The sequence below is a fragment of the Parafrankia sp. EUN1f genome (assembly GCF_000177675.1).
Taxonomy (GTDB): Bacteria; Actinomycetota; Actinomycetes; order Frankiales; family Frankiaceae; genus Parafrankia.
Window position 1 is genome coordinate 1 of sequence record NZ_ADGX01000066.1, and the last position, 18,366, is coordinate 18,366.

General features: G+C 71.7%; 19 protein-coding genes and 2 pseudogenes. 11 read left to right on the forward strand and 10 right to left on the reverse strand.

Translation table 11 applies throughout. The features are described from left to right. Positions 1-391, reverse strand: a pseudogene (locus tag FREUN1FDRAFT_RS20040) (serine/threonine protein kinase); the annotation flags it as partial. Positions 392-393: 2 nt separating this feature from the next. Beyond that, on the reverse strand, positions 394-876 hold the full coding sequence (locus FREUN1FDRAFT_RS20045; protein ID WP_232295294.1) for a hypothetical protein: 483 nt from the start codon (positions 874-876) through the stop codon (positions 394-396). Between FREUN1FDRAFT_RS20045 and FREUN1FDRAFT_RS20050 the strand changes: the two genes are divergently transcribed. The 3 genes from FREUN1FDRAFT_RS20050 to FREUN1FDRAFT_RS20060 all read left to right on the forward strand — a co-directional run bounded on the left by FREUN1FDRAFT_RS20050 (position 860) and on the right by FREUN1FDRAFT_RS20060 (position 3,296). Further along, positions 860-1,519 (forward strand): hypothetical protein, encoded by a 660-nt coding sequence (locus FREUN1FDRAFT_RS20050; RefSeq protein ID WP_198144420.1) that lies wholly within the window; start codon positions 860-862, stop codon positions 1,517-1,519. The two genes, FREUN1FDRAFT_RS20045 and FREUN1FDRAFT_RS20050, sit on opposite strands and share 17 nt — an antisense overlap. A gap of 27 nt (positions 1,520-1,546) precedes the next feature. Further along, positions 1,547-2,227: a hypothetical protein gene (locus FREUN1FDRAFT_RS20055; RefSeq protein WP_006541985.1), complete on the forward strand. Its 681-nt coding sequence runs from the start codon at positions 1,547-1,549 to the stop codon at positions 2,225-2,227. Positions 2,228-2,558: 331 nt separating this feature from the next. Continuing rightward, positions 2,559-3,296 (forward strand): hypothetical protein, encoded by a 738-nt coding sequence (locus tag FREUN1FDRAFT_RS20060; RefSeq protein ID WP_232295295.1) that lies wholly within the window; start codon positions 2,559-2,561, stop codon positions 3,294-3,296. An 81-nt stretch (positions 3,297-3,377) separates the two neighbouring features. Here FREUN1FDRAFT_RS20060 and FREUN1FDRAFT_RS20065 read toward each other — a convergent pair whose 3' ends face one another. Together FREUN1FDRAFT_RS20065 and FREUN1FDRAFT_RS45230 are read right to left on the reverse strand one after the other, a co-directional pair. Then, entirely contained in the window at positions 3,378-4,190 is an 813-nt protein-coding gene (locus FREUN1FDRAFT_RS20065; RefSeq protein ID WP_006541987.1) for a mycofactocin-coupled SDR family oxidoreductase, read from the reverse strand. A gap of 158 nt (positions 4,191-4,348) precedes the next feature. Further along, on the reverse strand, positions 4,349-4,732 hold the full coding sequence (locus FREUN1FDRAFT_RS45230) for a hypothetical protein (protein ID WP_035952554.1): 384 nt from the start codon (positions 4,730-4,732) through the stop codon (positions 4,349-4,351). A 284-nt stretch (positions 4,733-5,016) separates the two neighbouring features. On the opposite strand from FREUN1FDRAFT_RS45230, the gene FREUN1FDRAFT_RS44035 reads away from it, so the two are divergent. From FREUN1FDRAFT_RS44035 to FREUN1FDRAFT_RS20080, 3 genes are all read left to right on the forward strand, one after another. Beyond that, positions 5,017-5,157 carry a hypothetical protein gene (locus FREUN1FDRAFT_RS44035; protein ID WP_157475064.1) on the forward strand — a complete coding sequence of 47 codons (141 nt, stop codon included), beginning with the start codon at positions 5,017-5,019 and terminating at the stop codon, positions 5,155-5,157. Positions 5,158-5,608: 451 nt separating this feature from the next. After that, positions 5,609-6,178, forward strand: coding sequence for a hypothetical protein (locus FREUN1FDRAFT_RS20075; RefSeq protein WP_006541989.1), 570 nt, complete (start codon positions 5,609-5,611; stop codon positions 6,176-6,178). A 165-nt stretch (positions 6,179-6,343) separates the two neighbouring features. Next, complete coding sequence (locus FREUN1FDRAFT_RS20080) at positions 6,344-6,727, forward strand: hypothetical protein (protein WP_006541990.1); 384 nt, start codon at positions 6,344-6,346, stop codon at positions 6,725-6,727. A gap of 128 nt (positions 6,728-6,855) precedes the next feature. On the opposite strand, the pseudogene FREUN1FDRAFT_RS48105 reads toward FREUN1FDRAFT_RS20080, so the two are convergent. Next, positions 6,856-7,274: pseudogene (locus FREUN1FDRAFT_RS48105) on the reverse strand (YciI family protein). A 479-nt stretch (positions 7,275-7,753) separates the two neighbouring features. On the opposite strand from FREUN1FDRAFT_RS48105, the gene FREUN1FDRAFT_RS20090 reads away from it, so the two are divergent. Further along, the gene (locus FREUN1FDRAFT_RS20090; protein WP_035952557.1) at positions 7,754-8,818 is read left to right on the forward strand and encodes a hypothetical protein; all 1,065 of its coding nucleotides are present in this window, start codon (positions 7,754-7,756) and stop codon (positions 8,816-8,818) included. A gap of 14 nt (positions 8,819-8,832) precedes the next feature. Beyond that, positions 8,833-9,591 (forward strand): effector-associated domain EAD1-containing protein, encoded by a 759-nt coding sequence (locus FREUN1FDRAFT_RS20095; protein WP_006541993.1) that lies wholly within the window; start codon positions 8,833-8,835, stop codon positions 9,589-9,591. 289 nt (positions 9,592-9,880) lie between these two features. Here FREUN1FDRAFT_RS20095 and FREUN1FDRAFT_RS20100 read toward each other — a convergent pair whose 3' ends face one another. Beyond that, the gene (locus FREUN1FDRAFT_RS20100) at positions 9,881-10,216 is read right to left on the reverse strand and encodes a DUF6458 family protein (protein ID WP_006541994.1); all 336 of its coding nucleotides are present in this window, start codon (positions 10,214-10,216) and stop codon (positions 9,881-9,883) included. A 179-nt stretch (positions 10,217-10,395) separates the two neighbouring features. Next, entirely contained in the window at positions 10,396-10,761 is a 366-nt protein-coding gene (locus FREUN1FDRAFT_RS41675) for a RidA family protein (RefSeq protein WP_006541995.1), read from the reverse strand. Positions 10,762-10,842: 81 nt separating this feature from the next. Between FREUN1FDRAFT_RS41675 and FREUN1FDRAFT_RS20110 the strand changes: the two genes are divergently transcribed. Beyond that, positions 10,843-12,318 carry a cytochrome P450 gene (locus FREUN1FDRAFT_RS20110; RefSeq protein WP_006541996.1) on the forward strand — a complete coding sequence of 492 codons (1,476 nt, stop codon included), beginning with the start codon at positions 10,843-10,845 and terminating at the stop codon, positions 12,316-12,318. Positions 12,319-12,329: 11 nt separating this feature from the next. Here the strand turns inward: FREUN1FDRAFT_RS20110 and FREUN1FDRAFT_RS20115 are convergent, their stop codons facing one another. After that, positions 12,330-13,733, reverse strand: coding sequence for an aspartate aminotransferase family protein (locus tag FREUN1FDRAFT_RS20115; protein WP_006541997.1), 1,404 nt, complete (start codon positions 13,731-13,733; stop codon positions 12,330-12,332). Positions 13,734-13,863: 130 nt separating this feature from the next. Further along, complete coding sequence (locus tag FREUN1FDRAFT_RS20120) at positions 13,864-14,286, reverse strand: molybdopterin-binding protein (protein ID WP_006541998.1); 423 nt, start codon at positions 14,284-14,286, stop codon at positions 13,864-13,866. A 366-nt stretch (positions 14,287-14,652) separates the two neighbouring features. Between FREUN1FDRAFT_RS20120 and FREUN1FDRAFT_RS20125 the strand changes: the two genes are divergently transcribed. Further along, positions 14,653-15,705, forward strand: coding sequence for a phospholipase (locus FREUN1FDRAFT_RS20125; RefSeq protein WP_006541999.1), 1,053 nt, complete (start codon positions 14,653-14,655; stop codon positions 15,703-15,705). Positions 15,706-15,765: 60 nt separating this feature from the next. Beyond that, on the forward strand, positions 15,766-17,277 hold the full coding sequence (locus FREUN1FDRAFT_RS20130) for a DHA2 family efflux MFS transporter permease subunit (protein ID WP_006542000.1): 1,512 nt from the start codon (positions 15,766-15,768) through the stop codon (positions 17,275-17,277). Between the two features lie 29 nt (positions 17,278-17,306). Here FREUN1FDRAFT_RS20130 and FREUN1FDRAFT_RS20135 read toward each other — a convergent pair whose 3' ends face one another. After that, a complete protein-coding gene (locus FREUN1FDRAFT_RS20135; RefSeq protein ID WP_006542001.1) occupies positions 17,307-18,359 on the reverse strand; it encodes a TIGR03842 family LLM class F420-dependent oxidoreductase in 1,053 nt (350 codons plus the stop codon). Positions 18,360-18,366 lie beyond the last annotated feature (7 nt).

Sequence of the window (18,366 nt, forward strand, 5' to 3'; positions counted from 1 at the left end):
CCACGAACTCGGTCACCAGATATGGGACGTCCCCGGTGACGTCGACGTCGAGCACCGCGGCCGTGCAGAACCGGGCGACCCGCCGCGCGCTGTCCGCCTCCCGCTTGAGCCGCGCCCGGAACTCCGGCCGGCTGGCCAGGTCGGTGCGGATCAGCTTGACGGCCACCTGGCGGCCGGCGGGGTCCACACCCAGGTGGACAGTGCCCATCCCGCCCGCGCCGAGGCGGCGCACCAGCCGGTACCGGCCGACCTCGGTCGGGTCGGTGGTTCCCCCGGGCCCGCCGGTTCCGCCGGTCGCCCGGGACGAGGACGAGCCCGCGGACGACGGACGGTTCGGGGACGCCGGTGGGTTCGGGGACGCCGGTGGGTTCGGGGACGCGGAGGAACTCATCGTCATCCGTCGCGGCCGGCCGTGGTGGAGGTGGAGGCCGCGACGCCGGGAGAGCGCCCGTGCCGCGGTGCTGCCTGCTGGTGCACGGCCAGGCCGCCGACGGCCAGGCAGAACAGCAACAACAGCGACGAGGGGGAGACACTGGTGTCGGCCGAGACCAGCATCATGTCGACCCCGGACGCGAGCCGGATTCCGCAGTCGGCGACGACCTGCCGATGGCCCGGCCGGAAGCTGGCGAAACGCACCACCGTCTCGAAACGACCGTCCTGGTCGGCGACGGTGCGCCCGACGAGCTCGCCATCCGCCGCCAGCATTGTCTCGGCACCCGGTGTGCAGCCGGCGCCCTGGGCGTAGAGAGGGTCACCTGCGGACAACACGTACCGGTCGAAGCGCAGCTCCCCGGGCTCCGGTTCCCGCGCCATCGGCACCCCGGCCGCCGGCTGCGGCGCGCCGGGGCGGGCGATCGGGGTGCAGACACCCAGCACCCGCACGGTCCCGGCCCGGCAGGTCGCTGCTTCGACCGGCTCTGCGCATCTCACGCCGACGGGCACGGTGATCCCGCCCGGGCAGAAGGTGCGGCCCGGGGGGCAGCCGGCGGTGCTCGGCGCGGACGAGCCGTCCCAGCAGGCGACCGACGTCTTCCGGGGCGGTGCCGGTTTGGGGCACTGCTCACCGACGGCCACGCTTACCGGGCTGTCGGGGCACTGCACCCGCTGGACCGGGCAGGTGGCGGACGTCGGTGCCCAGGACCCGTCGGCGCAGCGCACCCAGGGAGTCCCATTGCCGGTGCCGTTCCCGGTGCCGTTCCCGGTGCTGGTGCTGGTGCTGGTGCTGGTGCTGGTGCCGTTGCCGTTGCCGCCCGCTGGGCCCGTGCCGCCGCCAGACCCGGAGGCCGGTCCGCCGGTGCCCGAGCTCCCACCTGGCCCGCTCGTGGAGCCCGTCCCGCTGGTGGAGGTGCCCGTCCCGCCTGAACCGCCGCCCGTGTTGCCGCCGCCGGTGCCGCTGCCTGTGCCGGGGTCGGGGACGCTGTTTCCCGGCCCGCTGCCGGACCCGGACCCGTTCCCGTTCCCGCTGCCGCCGGTCGGGCTCACGTCCGGCGGGCAGGCGGTCGCGTACTGCGCACCGTAGGCCCGGCCTGAACCCGGGCACGCCGACGTGCGCGTCGGCGCGGGCCGCTGCGTTGGCGTGGCCTTCGTCGGCGTGGCCTTCGTCGGGGTGGCGCGTGTCGTCCGGGTGGCACGCGTTGTCGGCGGTGGCGCCGGCGTTCCCCGTCTGGTCGTGGTCGCCCGTGGCGCCGGCGTCGTGGACGTCGCCCGGGTCGGCGGTCTCGTTGATGTCGTGGGTGCGGACCGTGTCGTCGGCGCGGTCGAGGCGGCCTGTGACCTCCGCGTCGCCGTGGCCGTGGAGGTACGGGCCGGCGGGGAGGTACGGGCCGGCAGGGACGTACGGGCCGGCGGCGAGGTGCGCGCGGGCGTGCCGGCGCCGCCGGACGTCTCGTGGTGGGTCGGTGCATCCGCGGAGGCAACGGTCGCCGCCGGTGCAGGTACAGGCGCAGGCGGCGGCGGGGACGGCGACCGCGGTGGTATGGGCGTGGGCTTGGAAGTGGGCTTGGATTCCGGCTCCGGTGTGACGCCCGGTGGCTCGGAGGCGGCTGTCGGGCTCGCGCCGGTCGCCGCGACGGCCGGCGCCAATGATCCCCCGGCCAGAGCGGCGACCAGCAGCGCGAGCGCGAGCAGCGGAAACCGCCCGCGCCACCGTCGCGCCGCCAGCTGTGCGACGACGGTCTTTCTCCAGCCCATCATCGGCCTGCCCCCAGATCGCCTGCCTGCCCCGTGACACGTGCCGGTGGCGTGGTATCGGTCACTGACGAAATACCTCGCCGTCGGCTTTCTCCGCCGCCACCCGGGAGTGGAATTCAACGGTGAGCCGCCGTGGAAAGGCGCCACGCCGCCACGGCCATTGCCGCTGGTTCATCGCGCGGCCGTGTGCCGGCACTCCCGCTTACCCGACTGCTTACCCGCCGGCCGTGGCCCGAGCGCGTCAACCTGTTTTCCAGCGTAACATCGGAGTCGGTGACCACCCGGTCCATGGGGGAGATGTGATTTCCGGATCGCGTGAACCGAAAGCAACATCAAAATGCCGTCTGCTGGCATTTTTTGTGGTGTTCGTGACAGCTCTCGGCTTGTTTCCCGCGGCCGCCGCCCGGGCGGGCGACGACAATACCGCACGGCTGTCCGTCACCATCGACGGTCAGCCCCTCGATGGTGACGTCGTGCTGGACTCGTCCGCCGTCACGCACCTCGTCGTGGGTGTCGAGAATCTCGGCGGCTCGGCCCTGGAGGTCGATTCCGTGCGCCTGCGCGGTGCGGTGCTGGGGCTCACGTTCTTCGACTACGACACCCGGGTCCGAACCACCGTGCCCGCCCGCGGCGAGGCCACCTGGGCGGTGGATCTCGACCTTCGTGATCTCGCCCGCCGGGCGAGCGGCCTGATGGCGATCCGGGTGGAGGTCCGCGACGGGGGCCTGGGCGTGGCCGCCGTGCGGGGCGGTCAGGCGCGGATCAACGGGTCGCTGTTGTCGACCTACGGCCTGTTCGGCCTGGGCCTGCTGATGCTGGCAGGGCTGCTCGCCGTCGCCGCCGTTCTCTCGCTGGCGCGGAGCCCGTTGCCGGCGCCGTCATCCCGCCGCGGCCTGCGTTTCGTTCCCGCCGGTTGCGCCGGTGGGCTGTTCGGTGTCTTCGCGCTGTCCGCGCTGCGGCTGGTGACGCCTTCACCCTTGACCGACTTCATGATCACGTTCGGCGCAACCCTGATCGTCTTCGGGATCGGCCGGCAGTTGTCCGCGGCCCGGCGGCACCACGCCGACGAGGAGGCGGCCCCGCCGGCGCCGACGGCGTCCGCGTGACCGTGCCGCGGCGCCGCGCCGGACCGTGCTACGGCGCACCACCGTGCGCGGCCGAGATCCTCGGCCGGTGCGCGCGCCCCGTCAGCGTTTGTTGACGAATCCGGCGTCCACCGGGAGGGTCACGCCGGTGACATAGCGGGAGTGGTCGGAGACGAGCCACAGAACAGCTTCGGAAATGTCCGAGGACTCCAGCATCGACACCGGCAGGGCATGCGGGTTCGCCATGTTCGGGTCGCTCTGGAGAAACCCGAGCATCATGTCGTTCATCACCATCGGTGTGCCCACACCACTCGGATGCACGGTGTTGACGCGGATTCGGTGCGGTGCCAGAGCGTTGGCCCAGGTCCGCATCAGCCCCACCAGTCCGTGTTTCGACGCCGTGTAGCCGAGGACCCCCGGTGTGTCGACGGACATCCCGGTGAGGCCGGCCGTCGAGCTGGTGATGACGATGGATCCGCCCGCGCCCCGCTCGACCATGGCGGGCGCGGCGGCCCGGACGGTGTTGTAGGTGCCGGTGAGGTTGACATCCAGAACATCGCGCCACTCGTTCCCGTTGCCTTTGCCCGCGGCGGAGAACGGAGCGATACCGGCGTTGGCGACCACGATGTCGACCGGCCCCAGCGCCGCCACACCGGCGTCGAGGGCCGCCTGTAAGGCGACCGGATCACGGACGTCGGCCACCGCCGCGTGAATGCCGCGGCCGAGGGCCTCGACCTGGCGCACCGTCTCCTTCAGATCATCCGATGTGGCCAGTGGATAGCCGACCGAATCGATATCCGCGCAGATGTCGACGGCAATGATGTCGGCACCTTCCCGGGCGAGACGCACCGCGTGCGAGCGGCCCTGCCCGCGGGCCGCGCCGGTGATGAAGGCGACCTTGCCGGCAAGAATCATGAGAACCTCCTGGCCCTGGAACAGGCGACGCGTAACGGTTAACGCGCAACTGTCAACGGGTGACGGCAACGTGGAACCAGAGAACGGCAGGACTCGACAGAACGCCGAACCGGGAACTTCGCGTAGCCCGGTCTGGCGTCCGGTCAGCGTAGTGCCTTTCACGGTTGTACGTCGCCGCCCGACGTCGGCGCGGTCGCCGTATCCAGGGCCAGGAATGCAACGGGCGCGGTGATCAGACCAGGGCGCCCCAGGGGCCGGTGATGACGAGGGTGAGTGCCTGGGTACTGGAGGTTGACGAACAGGTGGCGGCCGTCGGCGGTGAAACGCGGGCCGGCGAGCTCACTGGCGCCGATCGGGCCGGGCTCCGGAAAGTCTTCGGCCTCCCGGTAGTGCAGGTCCAGCGGAGCGATCATCTTGGCCACATCGACGATCCGGCCCGAGGTGCTGCCGGCCCACGCCGCCTGACCGAGGCCGTGTGCGAGGCCCGCACCGAGCAGGCCGAGACCCGCCGCCGTGATCAGCTGCCTGCGAGTCGTGCCCATGCGCCCACGTTGTCGTGTTTTCGCAGATAGCGCGTTTGGGACGAAGGGATCGTAGTGAGGGCCCCAGGGATCCCGGGCGGTGGTCCGGTGCCTCGCGGGTAGCTGTCCAGCAAACACCAGGCCTCCGGCCGGGGATCCCGCGCCGCCGCACAGCCCCTCAGCACAATTCACACCAATAACCGCAAACGGGACACAAGGTCGCTTGACAATCCGAAAGAAGTGCGGATTTCGGTTGTTCCAGCAGCCAAAAGCCTCGCTTCTTGCTCAGCGGCAGCAGCGGCAGCTTGAAGCTCGGGATTCCGCGACCCGAGGGCTACGCTCACATCCTTTCCGGCCGTGGGAACCTACCGGGATGCGGCGTCTGGGCCGGTCTCGTCGAGGCGGTCGCCCCCTTCCAGGTCGCGATCGACCTCGCGCGGCTGTAGCGCCGTCCCAGCCACCAGAGGTCGGGTCGTAGCAGGCTGGTGCGAGACGGGAGAATTCACCTGCCTGCCCTGGTGGCGGGTGTTCGCGGCCGGTCGTACGGGGTGGGTGAGAGGAAGGCGTTGGCACATGAGCGACAGCCGGGGAGACGTCCGTGCGCGCTGCTGACGCCGATCGACTGGCGAGGTTCGTCCAGCTCGCGCAGCCGATGGCGGCGGCAGCTGTCCAGGTGTCCCGGCCCGGTGGCCGGACGAGCGGTGATGGGCAGCCTTCCACCGCCACCGCCACCGCCACCGCTTCGGCTTCCACTTCCACCGCCGTCGACACCCAGGCCCACGGCCATGTCGACCACCGGTCGCGTCGGGAGCATGCGGACCGGATTGTCCGGCACTGGCGCGCCGAGCTCGCGCCGCTGTCCGCACTGCCCGGTTTCGCCGGGCGGTTCGGGGGCCGGTGCGTGACGTTCTGTCCGCCACGGTGCAGGGCCTGCTGGTCCTGTCCCTGGCCCGCCTGTGCGACGTGACGGATGTGCACGGCCAGGTGCGGCTGCTCGCGCACACGGTGCTCGACGAGAAGCTCCCCGCCGGTTGGGTACCACCGGATGCCGTGCCGCCGCAGCCGTCCGCGGGCGAGGTCCCAGGCCCGGGCGCCAGTTCCATCCCGGGCGCCCGCTCCGCCCTGGATGCCGACCCCGCCCCGGATGCCGACCCCGCCCAGGACGCCGACTCCGCCCAGGACGCCGGCTCCGCCCTGAACATTGACGGGACCGAGGAGGAGCGGGCGCAGTGGCTGCGGCTGGTGCGTCGGGTGCCGGCCGGTGTCGTCACGCTGGCCCGCGAGATGTGGGCCGTGCGGCGGCTGATCGACGGGCGTGCGGAGGGGCGGCGGTGGCATCGCGCGGTCGCGAACGTGCCCGCCGTCGGGGTGGTGGGCGCGGCCCTCGGGGAGCGGCACGCGGCCACCGAGATCTCCGCGCGGGTCTATGTCGCGCTCGGCCTGGCCGACGAGCTTCCGGGTATCTGACCCGTTCGGAACCGGCCGGCTCCGCCCTGACCTGTGCCGACCTGACCGGCTCTGACCTGGGCGGATGATGCCTCGGGCGGCGCCATGACAACGGAGGCGCGACAGTGCCTCGCCGGACATCCGCGACTCTTGACAGAACGATCTACCGAGGCCAGGATCGAAAGTATGTTCGATCTCCTCGGGGTCCGGCCACGTCCTCGCACCGCTCACGGCGAGCCCGCCGTCCAGGGCGAGCAGATGGCGCCGGGTCGTCCGCTGCCGTCACAGCGGAGTGCCCCGTCCACCGGCTCGTTGCCCGGTCGCCCGGCGACGACGCTACCGCCCAGCGTGGCCCGGGTGGCGGCGCGTACCCGGCTGTCCGCCGAGCTGTTGGCGGCCATTCTCACGGTCGACGGGCGAACCCGCGCCACGCTCGACGACATGGAGCGGGCGGATGCGCTCGCCGATGTTCTTCTCGCCCGGCGCCGCGAGCGGGTGGGCCAGCACCGCCACGAGGCTCCCGTCCGGCCCGCAGGCGAGGGCGGTCCGCCGCTTCGTTGGTCGGCCTGACGCTCACCTTCCGGCCCGCTCTGCCTCTGCCTCTGCCTCTGGCCCTGGACCTGGCCCTCGCCGGGGCCGGGACCGGGGGCAGGAGCGAGTGCTCAGCCCAGCGCGGCCGCCTTGCGCTGGCCGAATGGTCAGAGCTGGCCGAGCTTCTCGCGCCACGCCCGTTCCTTGATGATCCACTCGTTGTCCTGGGGGAACTCGTCGATGCCCGGCACCCGCCGGATCTCGCACTTCGATCCGGGGACCGCAGGCAGCCGCCGGGCCCACTCGATCGCCTCCTCCTTGGAGGCCACTCGATCAGGTAGAAGCCGCCGAACAGCTCCTTCGTCTCGCCGTACGGGCCGTCGGTGACCACCGGCGTGTCGCCGCTGAAATCGAGGACTACACCCTCGGAGGGGTCGTCGAGGCCCTCGCCGGCCACCACGACACCGGCCCGCATCAGCTCCTCGTTGTAACGCCCGATCCGGGCGAGCATCTCCTCGAAGGGCGTCTCCTGCATCCGCGCGAGGGACTCGTCCGTGTTCCGCATGATCGGCATGTACTTCGCCATCGTGTGTCTCCCTGCCGCCGGGTCGCGTGTCGACCCTCTCACCCACAGGTCGAACGGCACGGCCCCGGATCGACACGTTGTGGCCACAGCTCGATGATCCCGTACCGCCGCACCGCACCGGCAATTCACCTCAGGTGGGGTAAAAGGGGCGCAGAGTCGCCTGGCGACCCGCAAGAAGTAAGGATTTTGGTCGTTGGAACGACCAAAATCGTTCACTCTTGCGACTCGCCAAACCGGGCCACCGGGCCACCGGGCCACCGGGCGCTCGGGCTCTCGGACGTCCGACCGCGTTCGTGGAGTGAGAGCTTTCCCGCTCGCCGACGGCCAATCTTGATCGGCGCCAATCTGCGAGGCCACTCTGGCGCCCAAAGTCCTGCCGTCCTGCTCGGCGGCGGCAGTGTCGACTACTGGAATGCGGTGATCAACGGACGCGGCTGTTGTTGAAAGGTTTCCTTGGATGCCGCACTATCCTGATCATCGTGCGAGTCCAAGAAACGACCGTCCTGGCCGACTATCACCAGTTCATCGTCTTCAGCAGGAACGGGGCTGGTGACGAGGGCCATGTTCCGGAAGGATGCGGCGACGGGCTTGTCGTCGTCAACAAGGCCATCCTGAAGGTACTCACCGGGACCAGCTACGGCGAAGTCGGCGTACGTCTGGAGCTCCACAACGGGGAGCCAGAGCTGCCCGCCCCGGGCTGGACCGAGGTGTCCGACACGAGCTTCCACCTGCGGAAGGGTCCGCTGGAGATCGGCACCCTGATGGGAGGGCCCGAGCCCGACAGCCTCGACCTCGCCTTCGCCGGCCCGGGCTGGTACCGGATCAGGGTGGCGGCGAGTGGGCGGGACGACGGCCCGCGAGGCGGCCCCGTGCCCCCGGGCGGTCCACACGAGCGGTTCGTCATCGCCGTCTGGGCAGGGCCGCGCGCGCCCGCGGTGACCCACCGCGGATCGGACCGGACCGGCCGCGCGTTCCGCGGCGAGCCGCTTGCCCCGAAGCTCGACGAAGCGGTGGAGGGGCCGGCGCGTGTCGCGTTCCGCGACCTCCTCCACCTGCTGCGCACCGGCGCCGGCGCCGCGTCGGCCGCGACCGGTCGGATCGACCGCACGACCGCGGTCGCGGTGCCGCCCGAGCGGATGTCGGAATGGCTTGCCAACCCGGATTTCTGGGCTGGCTGGCTCGGCGGCGGTGGGGGCAGCACGGATCTTCGGGGCGGGTGGAGTTCTCACCTGGACACCACCGACAGCCTGAAGATCGTGGGGGAAATGATGCGCGGACCGGCGGCCGTGCACACGTCCTGGAACTACGAGAGACTCACCACTCCCTCCGCCGCGGATCCGTTCCCGCGACGCGAGCCGCTGCTCCCCTCGGCATCCCAGGTCGACATCGACTGGGCCCCAGGCGGTACCGGGACGCTCGTCAGCGTGCGGCACCGTGATGTTCCGCAGGTGCTTACCGCGTGCCTGGAGGATCTCTGGCACTACTATCTCGCGCGGCTGGCCGGGCTGGGCGAGGCCGGCGCGTTCAGCCAGCTGCCGTGGTAGGTACGGAGGAGCACATGGCGGGCCGCCCCGACCGTCTCACCGAAGCAGAGGTCATCGAGCTCGCCCGCGTGCTGCATCATCTCGGCGACGCGATCCAGGTTCTCGACGAGGCCGGAGCGGACCGGTCGCGCCTGCCGCACTGGCAGGGCCGCGGCTCCCTGGAGTTCTGGCGCGAGATCAACATTCTGCTGGGTGCGGGATTCCTGGCCGACGGGCGACAGCGGATCCTCACCGCCGCGGCGCGGCGGTTTCCGGTGAACGAGGTCTTCGGCTCCGGCGAAGACCCGCCTCCGCCCACCGAGGGTGGCTCCGCCACCGATTACGGGCCCATGGGGGTGCTGTCGACCGCCTTGGTCCGTGAGTTCGTCCTCGCGAAGTTCCCTCCGGTTCAGCGCTGGAACGACACGGACAGCCTGGTCAATGTGGTGACCGGCATGCTCCTGCCGGGTGAGACGCCGTTCGACGTCGGCAACGGCGTTTTTGGCCGTTCCGCTCCGGGCTCGGGGGTCATTCTGCTGACCGACCGCGGCATCACCATCGCCGACCGGACGTGGGGCGGCGCGCTGGAGCAGGTGGTCCGGTTTGACTGGCCGCTCGTGACCGAGGTGAGGCTCCACCATCGGCGCCGGATCGGCATCGCGGTCAGTGACGTCGATCTCGCGGCCGGCGGAAGCCGGATTCTGTTTCGCGGAATGCTGCGGGCACCGGCGGTCCGGATGGAAGATCAGATCTTGCGGAGAATTTCCCGCGATGGACGCACCTCCAGGAGTTGAGAACGTTCGTCGTCGCGGTGACCACGACCACCACCAGCCAGACCCGACCGAGCCGACCTGTCTGACGGATCGCGGGCGATCTGCCGTGGTGCCTCATTCGGCTCGCCCGGCAGGCGGCCTCGCGCGGGCCGCCCCCGTCACCGGGGGATAGGCGTGACGGGGGCGACCCGCGCGGGACCGCGCTGTCCCGTCGCGTTGCGGCCGGTGTGGACGGTGTGGCCGGTGTGGTGGTGTCGCCGCGGTGTCACCGCGGTGTGGCCTGGGAGCGCTGGTGGGCGCTGCGGTGTGATCAGCCGCGGTGGACGTCGGTGACCCGGCGCCGGTGCCAGGGCCGACCGCCCGGCTGGTCCTCGTAGACGTCGGTGGTCCGCCGGTAGTCGCCGCGAGGCGGGGAGTCGAGGTCAGGCGGGTAGAGCTCGCCGCCGGTCTCCGTCAGGCCGGCGTCGTAGCCGACACGGCGGCGGCGCGGCGCGAACACGGCGAGATCGAGGATGAGCCCGGCGGCGCCCGCCAGCATCAGGACAATGCCGATGACCGCGATGTCGAGCCCGGAAATGCTGACGTCGACGGCGAATGTGAGGATCGCGCCGAGCGCCATCAATGCGATGGCTGCGCCGATGCCCATGGTCTGCGCTCCTTCCATGACATCCCGCCGTGGGCGGGACGAGGCGCCCGGCCTGGCCTGCCCGGGCGGCGGATGGAGCATGGGCTACCCGGCATCGGGCGTGATAGTCCGTCGGATCAGAAGAAATACTCAAACAAAGAATTTGTCGGGCTCCCGGTTTCCGTGGCGCCTCGGCCCGGTCAGATCGGTCGCGTGGACGTCCGCTGGGCCTGTTTGGTGGCGACGGCCCCCACCTCGACCGCGCAGCCGTAGGGGAGGGCGGCGACCTCGACGAAGGTGCGGGCCGGGCGCGGCTCGGCGAACGCCGCGATGAAATGGACGTTGGCGTCGTCGCGCAAGGTCACGTCGGTGACGTAGTAGGTCGTCTTGCAGACGTGCTCGAGGCCGAGGCCGACGGTGGCCTCACCGTGCGGATCGTGCTGCCCGCGCCCGCTTCCCGTCCTGACATGACGTCCTGACGTCCTGGTGTGCCGACGTCCTGCCCGCGACTGACATGCTGCCTGGCTGACGGCGTGCGGTCCGCTGCCGGCGCGCCTACCGTGCAAAGCGTGGCCGTGTCCGGTCTGAGCGGCCGGTGTCGGAAGACGCCCGTCCGCGACCGGCGCCCCGATCGCGAAAGGTCCCTTGTGGTGTCTGCTTCTCTGGTGACCACGCCGAGCACCCAGCGCGCGCCGCGTCCCGTCGACGAGGTGCCCGGGCCGGCCGACGGGCCGCTCGTGGCGGTACGTCGCATGCGCGCAGATCCGTTGTCCCAGTTCACCGCGCTGCACGACCGGTACGGGCCGTTGGTGCGCCTAATCCGGTGGCCGGTGTCGCTGTTCCTCGTCAGCGACCCGGAGGCGATCGGGGACATCCTCGTGGGCGGTCAGAAGTCGTACGGCAAGGGCGCGGTGCTGAGCGGCCCCGGTTCCCGGCGGCGCGTCGTCCAACCACTGCGGACGCTGCTCGGTGACGGCCTGCTGACCAGCGCGGGTGAGGATCACCTGCGGCAGCGGCGGCTCATGCAGCCGCTGTTCCACAAACAGCGCATCGCGGACTACGGCCAGCAGTTCGCCGCCATCGCGGAGTCCACCGCGGCGAGCTGGCACGACGGCCAGCGACTCGACGTGCACGCCGAGATGTCCGAGATGACCCTGGCGATCGTCGCGCGGACCATCTTCGACGTCGACATCAGCGACCATGTCGTGGACGTCGTCCGCGCCGCTCTCGACGAGACGATGTCCGGCTCGGCGGTCCAGCAGGCCAGTGGGCTGGGGCTGGGGGAGTCATCGCGGCTCCCCCTGCCGGCGGTCCGCCGCCGCCGCGCCGCCCGGGCCGCGCTCGACCGGACCATCTACGACCTGATCGCCGCGCATCGCGCCGCCGGGGCCCGTGGCACTGATCTGCTGTCGCTGCTGATGGCCGCCCGGGACGGCGACACCGGCGGGCAGCTGACCGACCACGAGATCCGGGACGAGGCCGTGACCCTCCTGCTCGCCGGCCACGAGACCACCGCGAATGCCCTGACCTGGACGTTCCACCTGCTTGGCGGTGCACCAGCGGTCGCGGCGAAGCTGGGCGAGGAACTCGACACCGTCCTCGCCGGCCGGCTGCCGACCTTCGACGATCTGCCGCGGCTGGCCTACACCAACGCGGTGTTCAACGAATCCATGCGGCTGTACCCGCCCGTGTGGGCGATGGTCCGCCATCTCGTCGAGGACCGGGAGGTGGCCGGGTACCTGCTGCCGGCCTGGTCGACGCTGGTCATCGGCCAGTGGGTGATGCACCGGGACGGACGCTGGTGGCCTCAGCCGGAACGGTTCGATCCCGGCCGCTGGCTCGAACCGGCAGGTGGTGCCGCTGGCACGTCCGACGCGACCGGTGGGGCCGGTGCGACTGATTCGTCCGGTACGCGGCCGCGTTTCGCCTATTTTCCGTTCGGTGGTGGCAAGCGTCAGTGCATCGGGAACGGCTTCGCCGTCGCGGAAGGCGTCCTTGCCCTGGCGACGATCGCCGCACGGTGGACGCTGACCCCGGCCAGCAACACCCCGGTCCACCCCGAACCGGCGATCACCCTCCGCCCGCGGGGCCCCGTGTCGATGATCGTGCACAGCCGGAGCTGAGAGCGCGGCGGTCAGCCCTCGGTGGCGCCCAGGGCGCGGTCGAGCATCGCGAGGCCGGCGCGGGCGTCGCCGTCCGAGATGTTCAGCGCGGGCACGACGTGGATCCGGTTGCTGTTCACGAACGGCAGCAGGCCCTCGGCTCGGCAGGCCGCGGTGATGCGTCCCATGCGTTCGCTGGTTCCGCCGGTCGGGGCGATCGGTGTGCGGCTCGCCCGGTCCTCGACGAGGTCGAGAGCCCAGAAGGCACCGACGCCGCGTACGTCACCGATCACCGGATGCCGCGCCGCGAGATCGCGCAGCCCCGGGCCGAGGACGTCCCGACCGAGGCGGTCGGCGGCGGCCACGGTGCCCTCGTCCTCCATCGCGCGGACGGTCGCCACCGCCGCCGCGCAGGCCAGCGGATGGCCCGAGTAGGTCAGCCCGCCGGGATAGGCCCGGTCGTCGAAGGTCCGCAGCACCGGGCCGGTGATCGCGACCCCGCCGAGTGGCACGTACCCGCTGTTGACGCCCTTCGCGAACGTCACCAGGTCAGGCCGGACGTCGCCGAGCTCGAACGCGAACCAGCGCCCGGCGCGGCCGAACCCGGCCATCACCTCGTCGGCGATCATGACCAGGCCGTGGCGGTCACAGAGCTCGCGGACTCCCCGCAGATAGCCCGCCGGGGGAACCATGACACCGGCCGTTCCGGGGATGGACTCCAGCGCGACCGCGGCGATCGTGCCCGGTCCTTCCAGCGCGATGACCTGCTCCAGGTGGGCGAGGGCACGCTCGCACTCCTGCGCCTCGTCCGTCGCCTGGAACGGGCTGCGGTACAGGAACGGCCCGAAGAAGTGGACGACCCCGGCGGCGCCGTGGTCGTTCTCCCACCGGCGCGGGTCACCGGTGACGTTGATCGCCAGGTCGGTGCCGCCGTGGTACGAGCGGTAGGCCGAGAGCACCTTGATCCGTCCGGTGTGCAGCCGGGCCATCCGGATGGCGTGCTCGACCGCGTCGGCCCCGCCATTCGTGAAGAAGATCTTCTCGAAGGTGTCCGGCAGGTGCGACAGGATCAGCCGGGCCGCCTCGGCGCGCGCCGCGTTCGCGTGCTGCGGGGCGACCGTGCACAGCGTGGCCGCCTGCTGCTGGATCGCCGCGACCACCCGCGGGTGCTGGTGGCCGAGGTTGGTGAACACGAGCTGCGAGCTGAAGTCGAGCAGCGGGTGGTCGTAGTCGTCCCACACCCAGGACCCCTCGGCGCGGGTGATCACCATCGGGCTGATCCGCTCCTGGGCCGACCAGGAGTGGAAGACGTGCCTGCGGTCGAGCTCGTACGTCCGTGTGGCGGCGGGTGTGCGCGGCGCCGCCGGCACCGCGGAGCCGCCGCCGCGCGTGGCGATGCCACCTGTCGCGGTGATGCTGCCCTTCGTCGTGGTCATCCGCCCCGCCTCGGTGGTCGCGCCAGCGCGTCGCGCAGCTCGATTAGACCGCCGTCGGGCCGTGGCCGCAGGGCGTGCCCGCGTGGTGGCGGCCGAGGTCCTGGCGGGCAGCGTGATTCGCCGGGCCTGGTCAGACCGCCGAGAGCGACACCTCGGTCGACTTGATCAGCGCCGTCACGGCGGAACCCTGGGCGAGGCCGAGGGCGGTCGCGGCGTCCACCGTGATCGCCGAGGTGAGCTCGCCGCCGTTCTCGAGGGCGATGTGCGCGACGGCCATGGCGCCGCCGGTCTCCAGACCGGACACCGTGCCGGGCAGCTGGTTGCGGATGCTCAGGCCGTCCACGCTGCCGGTGGCCAGCGCCACCTCGGTCGACTTGAACAGCACCTCGACCGCGGAACCCGTGGACACTCCGAGATCCCTGACCGCGTCGAGAGTAATCGCCGCTGTCACGGTCTGTCCGCCGGAAAGAGTGATCCGTACTGCGCTCATTACTGCGCCGTCGGTAATTTCAGCCACCGTTCCGGCCAGCCGGTTACGAATGCTGAGGCTCATTGATCCCACCTTGTGTACTGGGTCCTGCCTGACTGCCCTCCCACTCCTTACCTGAGTGGACGCCACCTTCGCATCTCGGTGGCACGCCGCCGTTTCCGAAAGCGCGGACCCGCTTCTGCCCGCGTCTCCGTGCCTGCGGGCGACCGCTGGCGTTGACCTACGCATACAAGAACGTGAGCCTCACAGGAAGGATCATCGAGGGATGGGCGGCCATGGCCGGCGACAGCCGCCCCCGGCGGCGTCAGGCCCGTGGTGCGGCGGCCCAGAAGCGGTCGGTGACCGACCTGTCGGTCATTGCACAGGAGGAAACGGGTCACCGCCGGCCATTCGGGACCTAGTGTTCGACTGGTCGAGAGGAAGCAGACCATGTCGGACCGTCGAGGCCCCGCCACGCGCGGCCGGCTGTCGCGCCGTGGCGCGGCAGCCGCGGCCACCACGCTGGCGCTCGTCCTGCTGACGGCCGGCTGCCAGCCCGGCGCCGCTGGTCTGCAGGCCGGCGAGCCGTCGCCGTCGATGACCCCGGCGGGAACGGAGCCGACGAGCCCGACGGACCCGACCCGGACGACCGTCGACGCGGATCTGATCGACTCCCCGGATCCGGGCGGTTCCGCGGAACCGGACGCCGACACGTCGGCCGACCCGACAACGCGGCCCGCGACGCCCGCGGCGGGCGGTGACACCTGCCATCAGGTGGGTGACTTCGACGTCTGCGGGCAGATCTACACGCGATACACCCAGCTCGGCGGCACCACCGGCTCACTGGGACGTCCCGTCGACGACGCGACGCGAGCCGGAGCCGGCACGACCCAGCGGTTCGAGAACGGCACGATCGCCACCAGCCCGTCGACCGGCACCCACGTCGTCACCGAGCCCGCTGCCGACGCCTGGGAGGACGGCGGCGGCGCTGACGGCCCGCTCGGCTACCCGCTGCTCGACCCCCGCCAGGCCGTCGGCGCCGACAGCGTCAGCTACTTCCAGGGCGGCGCCGTGTACGTCACGGGGGAGGAGACCGACACTCACGAGTCGCCCGGCGGGGAGGTGCCCGAGATCGACGTGCCCAGCGTGTACGGGCTCCCGCTGGCGGACTTCGTCGTCGTGCGCGACGCGCGGGCGGCCGGCCCGGCCGGCGGTGAGCTGGTGTGGACGACCGACGGGTGCAGCGGCCCGACCCCGCCCGACGTGGACGGCCTGTTCGCCGGCCCGTGCCTGCGCCACGACTTCGGCTACCGCAACTATCTGAACGGCCCGCGGGTCGACCCCACCCAGCAGCGCCGGCTCGCGATCGACAACCAGTTCTTCACCGACCTGCGGGCGACCTGCGGGTCGGCCGGCGAACCGCAGGTGATCTGGTTCGGGGTGAAGGTCACCTGCCAGCGCGCCGCCCAGCTGATGTACGACGCCGTCCGCGCCTTCGGTTAGACGGCGGTAGTCCGCGGTGGTTGCCCAGGCGGTGCCCGGGCAGCGACGTAGGGTGCTGCCATGGCCGCCGCCGGGAGCCCGGAGCAGGCCGGGCTGCGGATGTCGACGGCGCGCGGGCGCTGGGTGCTGCTCGCGACCGTTCTCGGCTCCGGGATCGCCTCGATCGACGCGACCGCGGTCAGCGTGGCCCTGCCGTCGATCGGCCGCGATCTCGGCGCCGATCTGGCCTCACTACAGTGGGTGATCACTGCCTACACGGTCACGCTGGCCGGGTTTCTGCTGGTCGGCGGGTCGCTGGGGGACCGCTACGGGCGGCGGCGGGTGTTCATGATCGGCGTCGGCTGGTTCGCCGTGGCCTCGTTGCTCTGCGGGATCGCTCCCAACGTCCCGGTGCTGGTCGCGGCGCGCGCGTTGCAGGGGGTCGGCGGCGCGCTGCTCGCCCCGGGCAGCCTCGCCATCCTGCAGGCGTCCTTCGCGGTGGGCGATCGGCCGCGCGCCATCGGTGCCTGGTCGGGGCTGTCCGGGGTGGCCACGGCGGTGGGTCCGTTCCTCGGCGGCTGGCTCGTCGAGGTGCTCTCCTGGCGGCTTGTCTTCTTCATCAACCTGCCCCTCGTCGCCGCCGTGCTCGTCGTCGCGGCGCGGCACGTCCCCGAGTCCACCGATCCGGGTGCCACGGGCCGGGTGGACCTGGCCGGCGCGGTGCTCGTGACCGGCGGTCTGGTGGGGCTTTCCTACGGGCTGATCGAGGGGCCGGACTCCGGGTGGGACGCCCCGGCCGTGCTCGGGGCGCTGCTGCTCGGCGTCGCGTCGCTCGCCGGGTTCGTCGCCGTCGAGCGACGGGCGGCGACGCCGATGATGCCCCTCGACCTGTTCGGGTCCCGGCAGTTCAGCGCCGCCAACATGGTGACGTTCGTGGTCTATGCGTCCCTGGGCGGCGCGTTGTTCCTGTTGCCCATCCAGCTTCAGCAGGTCGGCGGGTACTCGCCCTTGGCGGCCGGTACGGCGCTGCTGCCCCTGACGATCGTCATGCTCACGCTCTCCGCGCGCTCCGGCGCGCTTGCGGAACGGATCGGCCCACGGGCGCAGATGACCGTCGGGCCGGTGGTCGCCGCCGCCGGGCTCGCGCTGATCACCCGCGCCGCGGGTGAGGGCGGGTATCTGCTCGACGTCCTGCCCGGTGTCATCGTTCTCGGCCTCGGGCTCGCCACGGTGGTCGCGCCGCTTACGTCGACGGCGCTCGGCGCGGCACCGGCCGAGCACGCTGGTATCGCCTCGGCGGTCAACAACGACGTCGCCCGCACCGCGCAGCTGCTCGCGGTCGCGGTGCTGCCCGCGGCCGCCGGGCTCACCGGCGACGCCTACCTGGACGCCGCCGGGTTCGCCAGCGGCTTCCAGTCCGCGCTGTGGATCGTGGCGGGGCTGTGCGCCAGCGGTGGCCTGGTGGCCTACCTCGGAATCCGCAACCCGGCGCCGACGCGTCCCACCGCGATCCCCAAGCGGCCGATGGTTCCCTGCCGGCACTGCGGAATCGACGCGCCCCCACCGGTCACGGGCACCGCGGCCCGCCGCTGACCACGGTGGCCCGCAGCCGTGAACGCCGGTCAGAGCCGGGCGGCGAAGCGGGTGTTGACCTGGGGGATGACCTGCTCGCCGTAGGCGGCCAGCGTGGCGTCCTTGTGGTCGTGTTGCAGGTAGAGCGCGAACTGGTCGACGCCGAGCGCGGCCAGCTCGTTCAGCCGCGCCACATGTGCCTGCGGCGGGCCGATGAGACAGAAGCGGTCGATGACCTCGTCGGGGACGAAGTCGGTGTGGGTGCTGCCGGCCTTGCCGTGGGCGTTGTAGTCGTATCCGTCACGCCCGGCGATGTACTCGGAGAGCGCGGGCGGTACCGCGGTGCCGCCTCCGGCGCCGTCCGCGCCGCCGGCACCGTAGCGGGCGACGAGGTCGGCGACGTGGTTGCCGACCATCCCCCCGAACCAGCGGCACTGGTCGCGCCCGTGCGCGAGCCCGGCGTCGGTGCCGTCGGTGATGTAGGCCGGTGCCGCCACGCAGATGGTGACGGCGCCGGAGTCCCGCCCGGCGTCGGCGGCGGCGCGGCGCACGGCGGCGATCGACCAGGCCGTGATGTCGGGGTCGGCGAGCTGCAGGATGAACCCGTCACCGACCTGGCCGGCGAGGGTGAGCGCCTTCGGCCCGTAGGCCGCGACCCAGACCGGCAGCCGGGATTCGCCGCCCCAGGGGAACCGGAGCTTGCTGCCCTGGTACTCGGCGACGCCGCCGTTGGCCAAGGGACGGATCACCTCGATCGACTCGCGCAGGTGCGCGAGGGTGGCCGGCCGGCCGCCGGTGACCCGTACCGACGAGTCGCCCCGGCCGATGCCGCAGATCGTGCGGTTGCCGAACATGCTGTTCAGGGTGGCGAACAGGGACGCGGTGACGGTCCAGTCGCGGGTGGCCGGGTTCGTCACCATCGGCCCGACCGTCACCCGGTGGGTGGCGGCCAGGATCTGGCTGTAGATGACGAACGGCTCCTGCCACAGCAGGTGCGAGTCGAAGGTCCACACATGGCTGAACCCGTACAGCTCGGCCTGGCGGGCCAGGTCCACGACCCGCCACGCCGGCGGATCGGTCTGCAGAACGACGCCGAAGTCCATGGTCTTG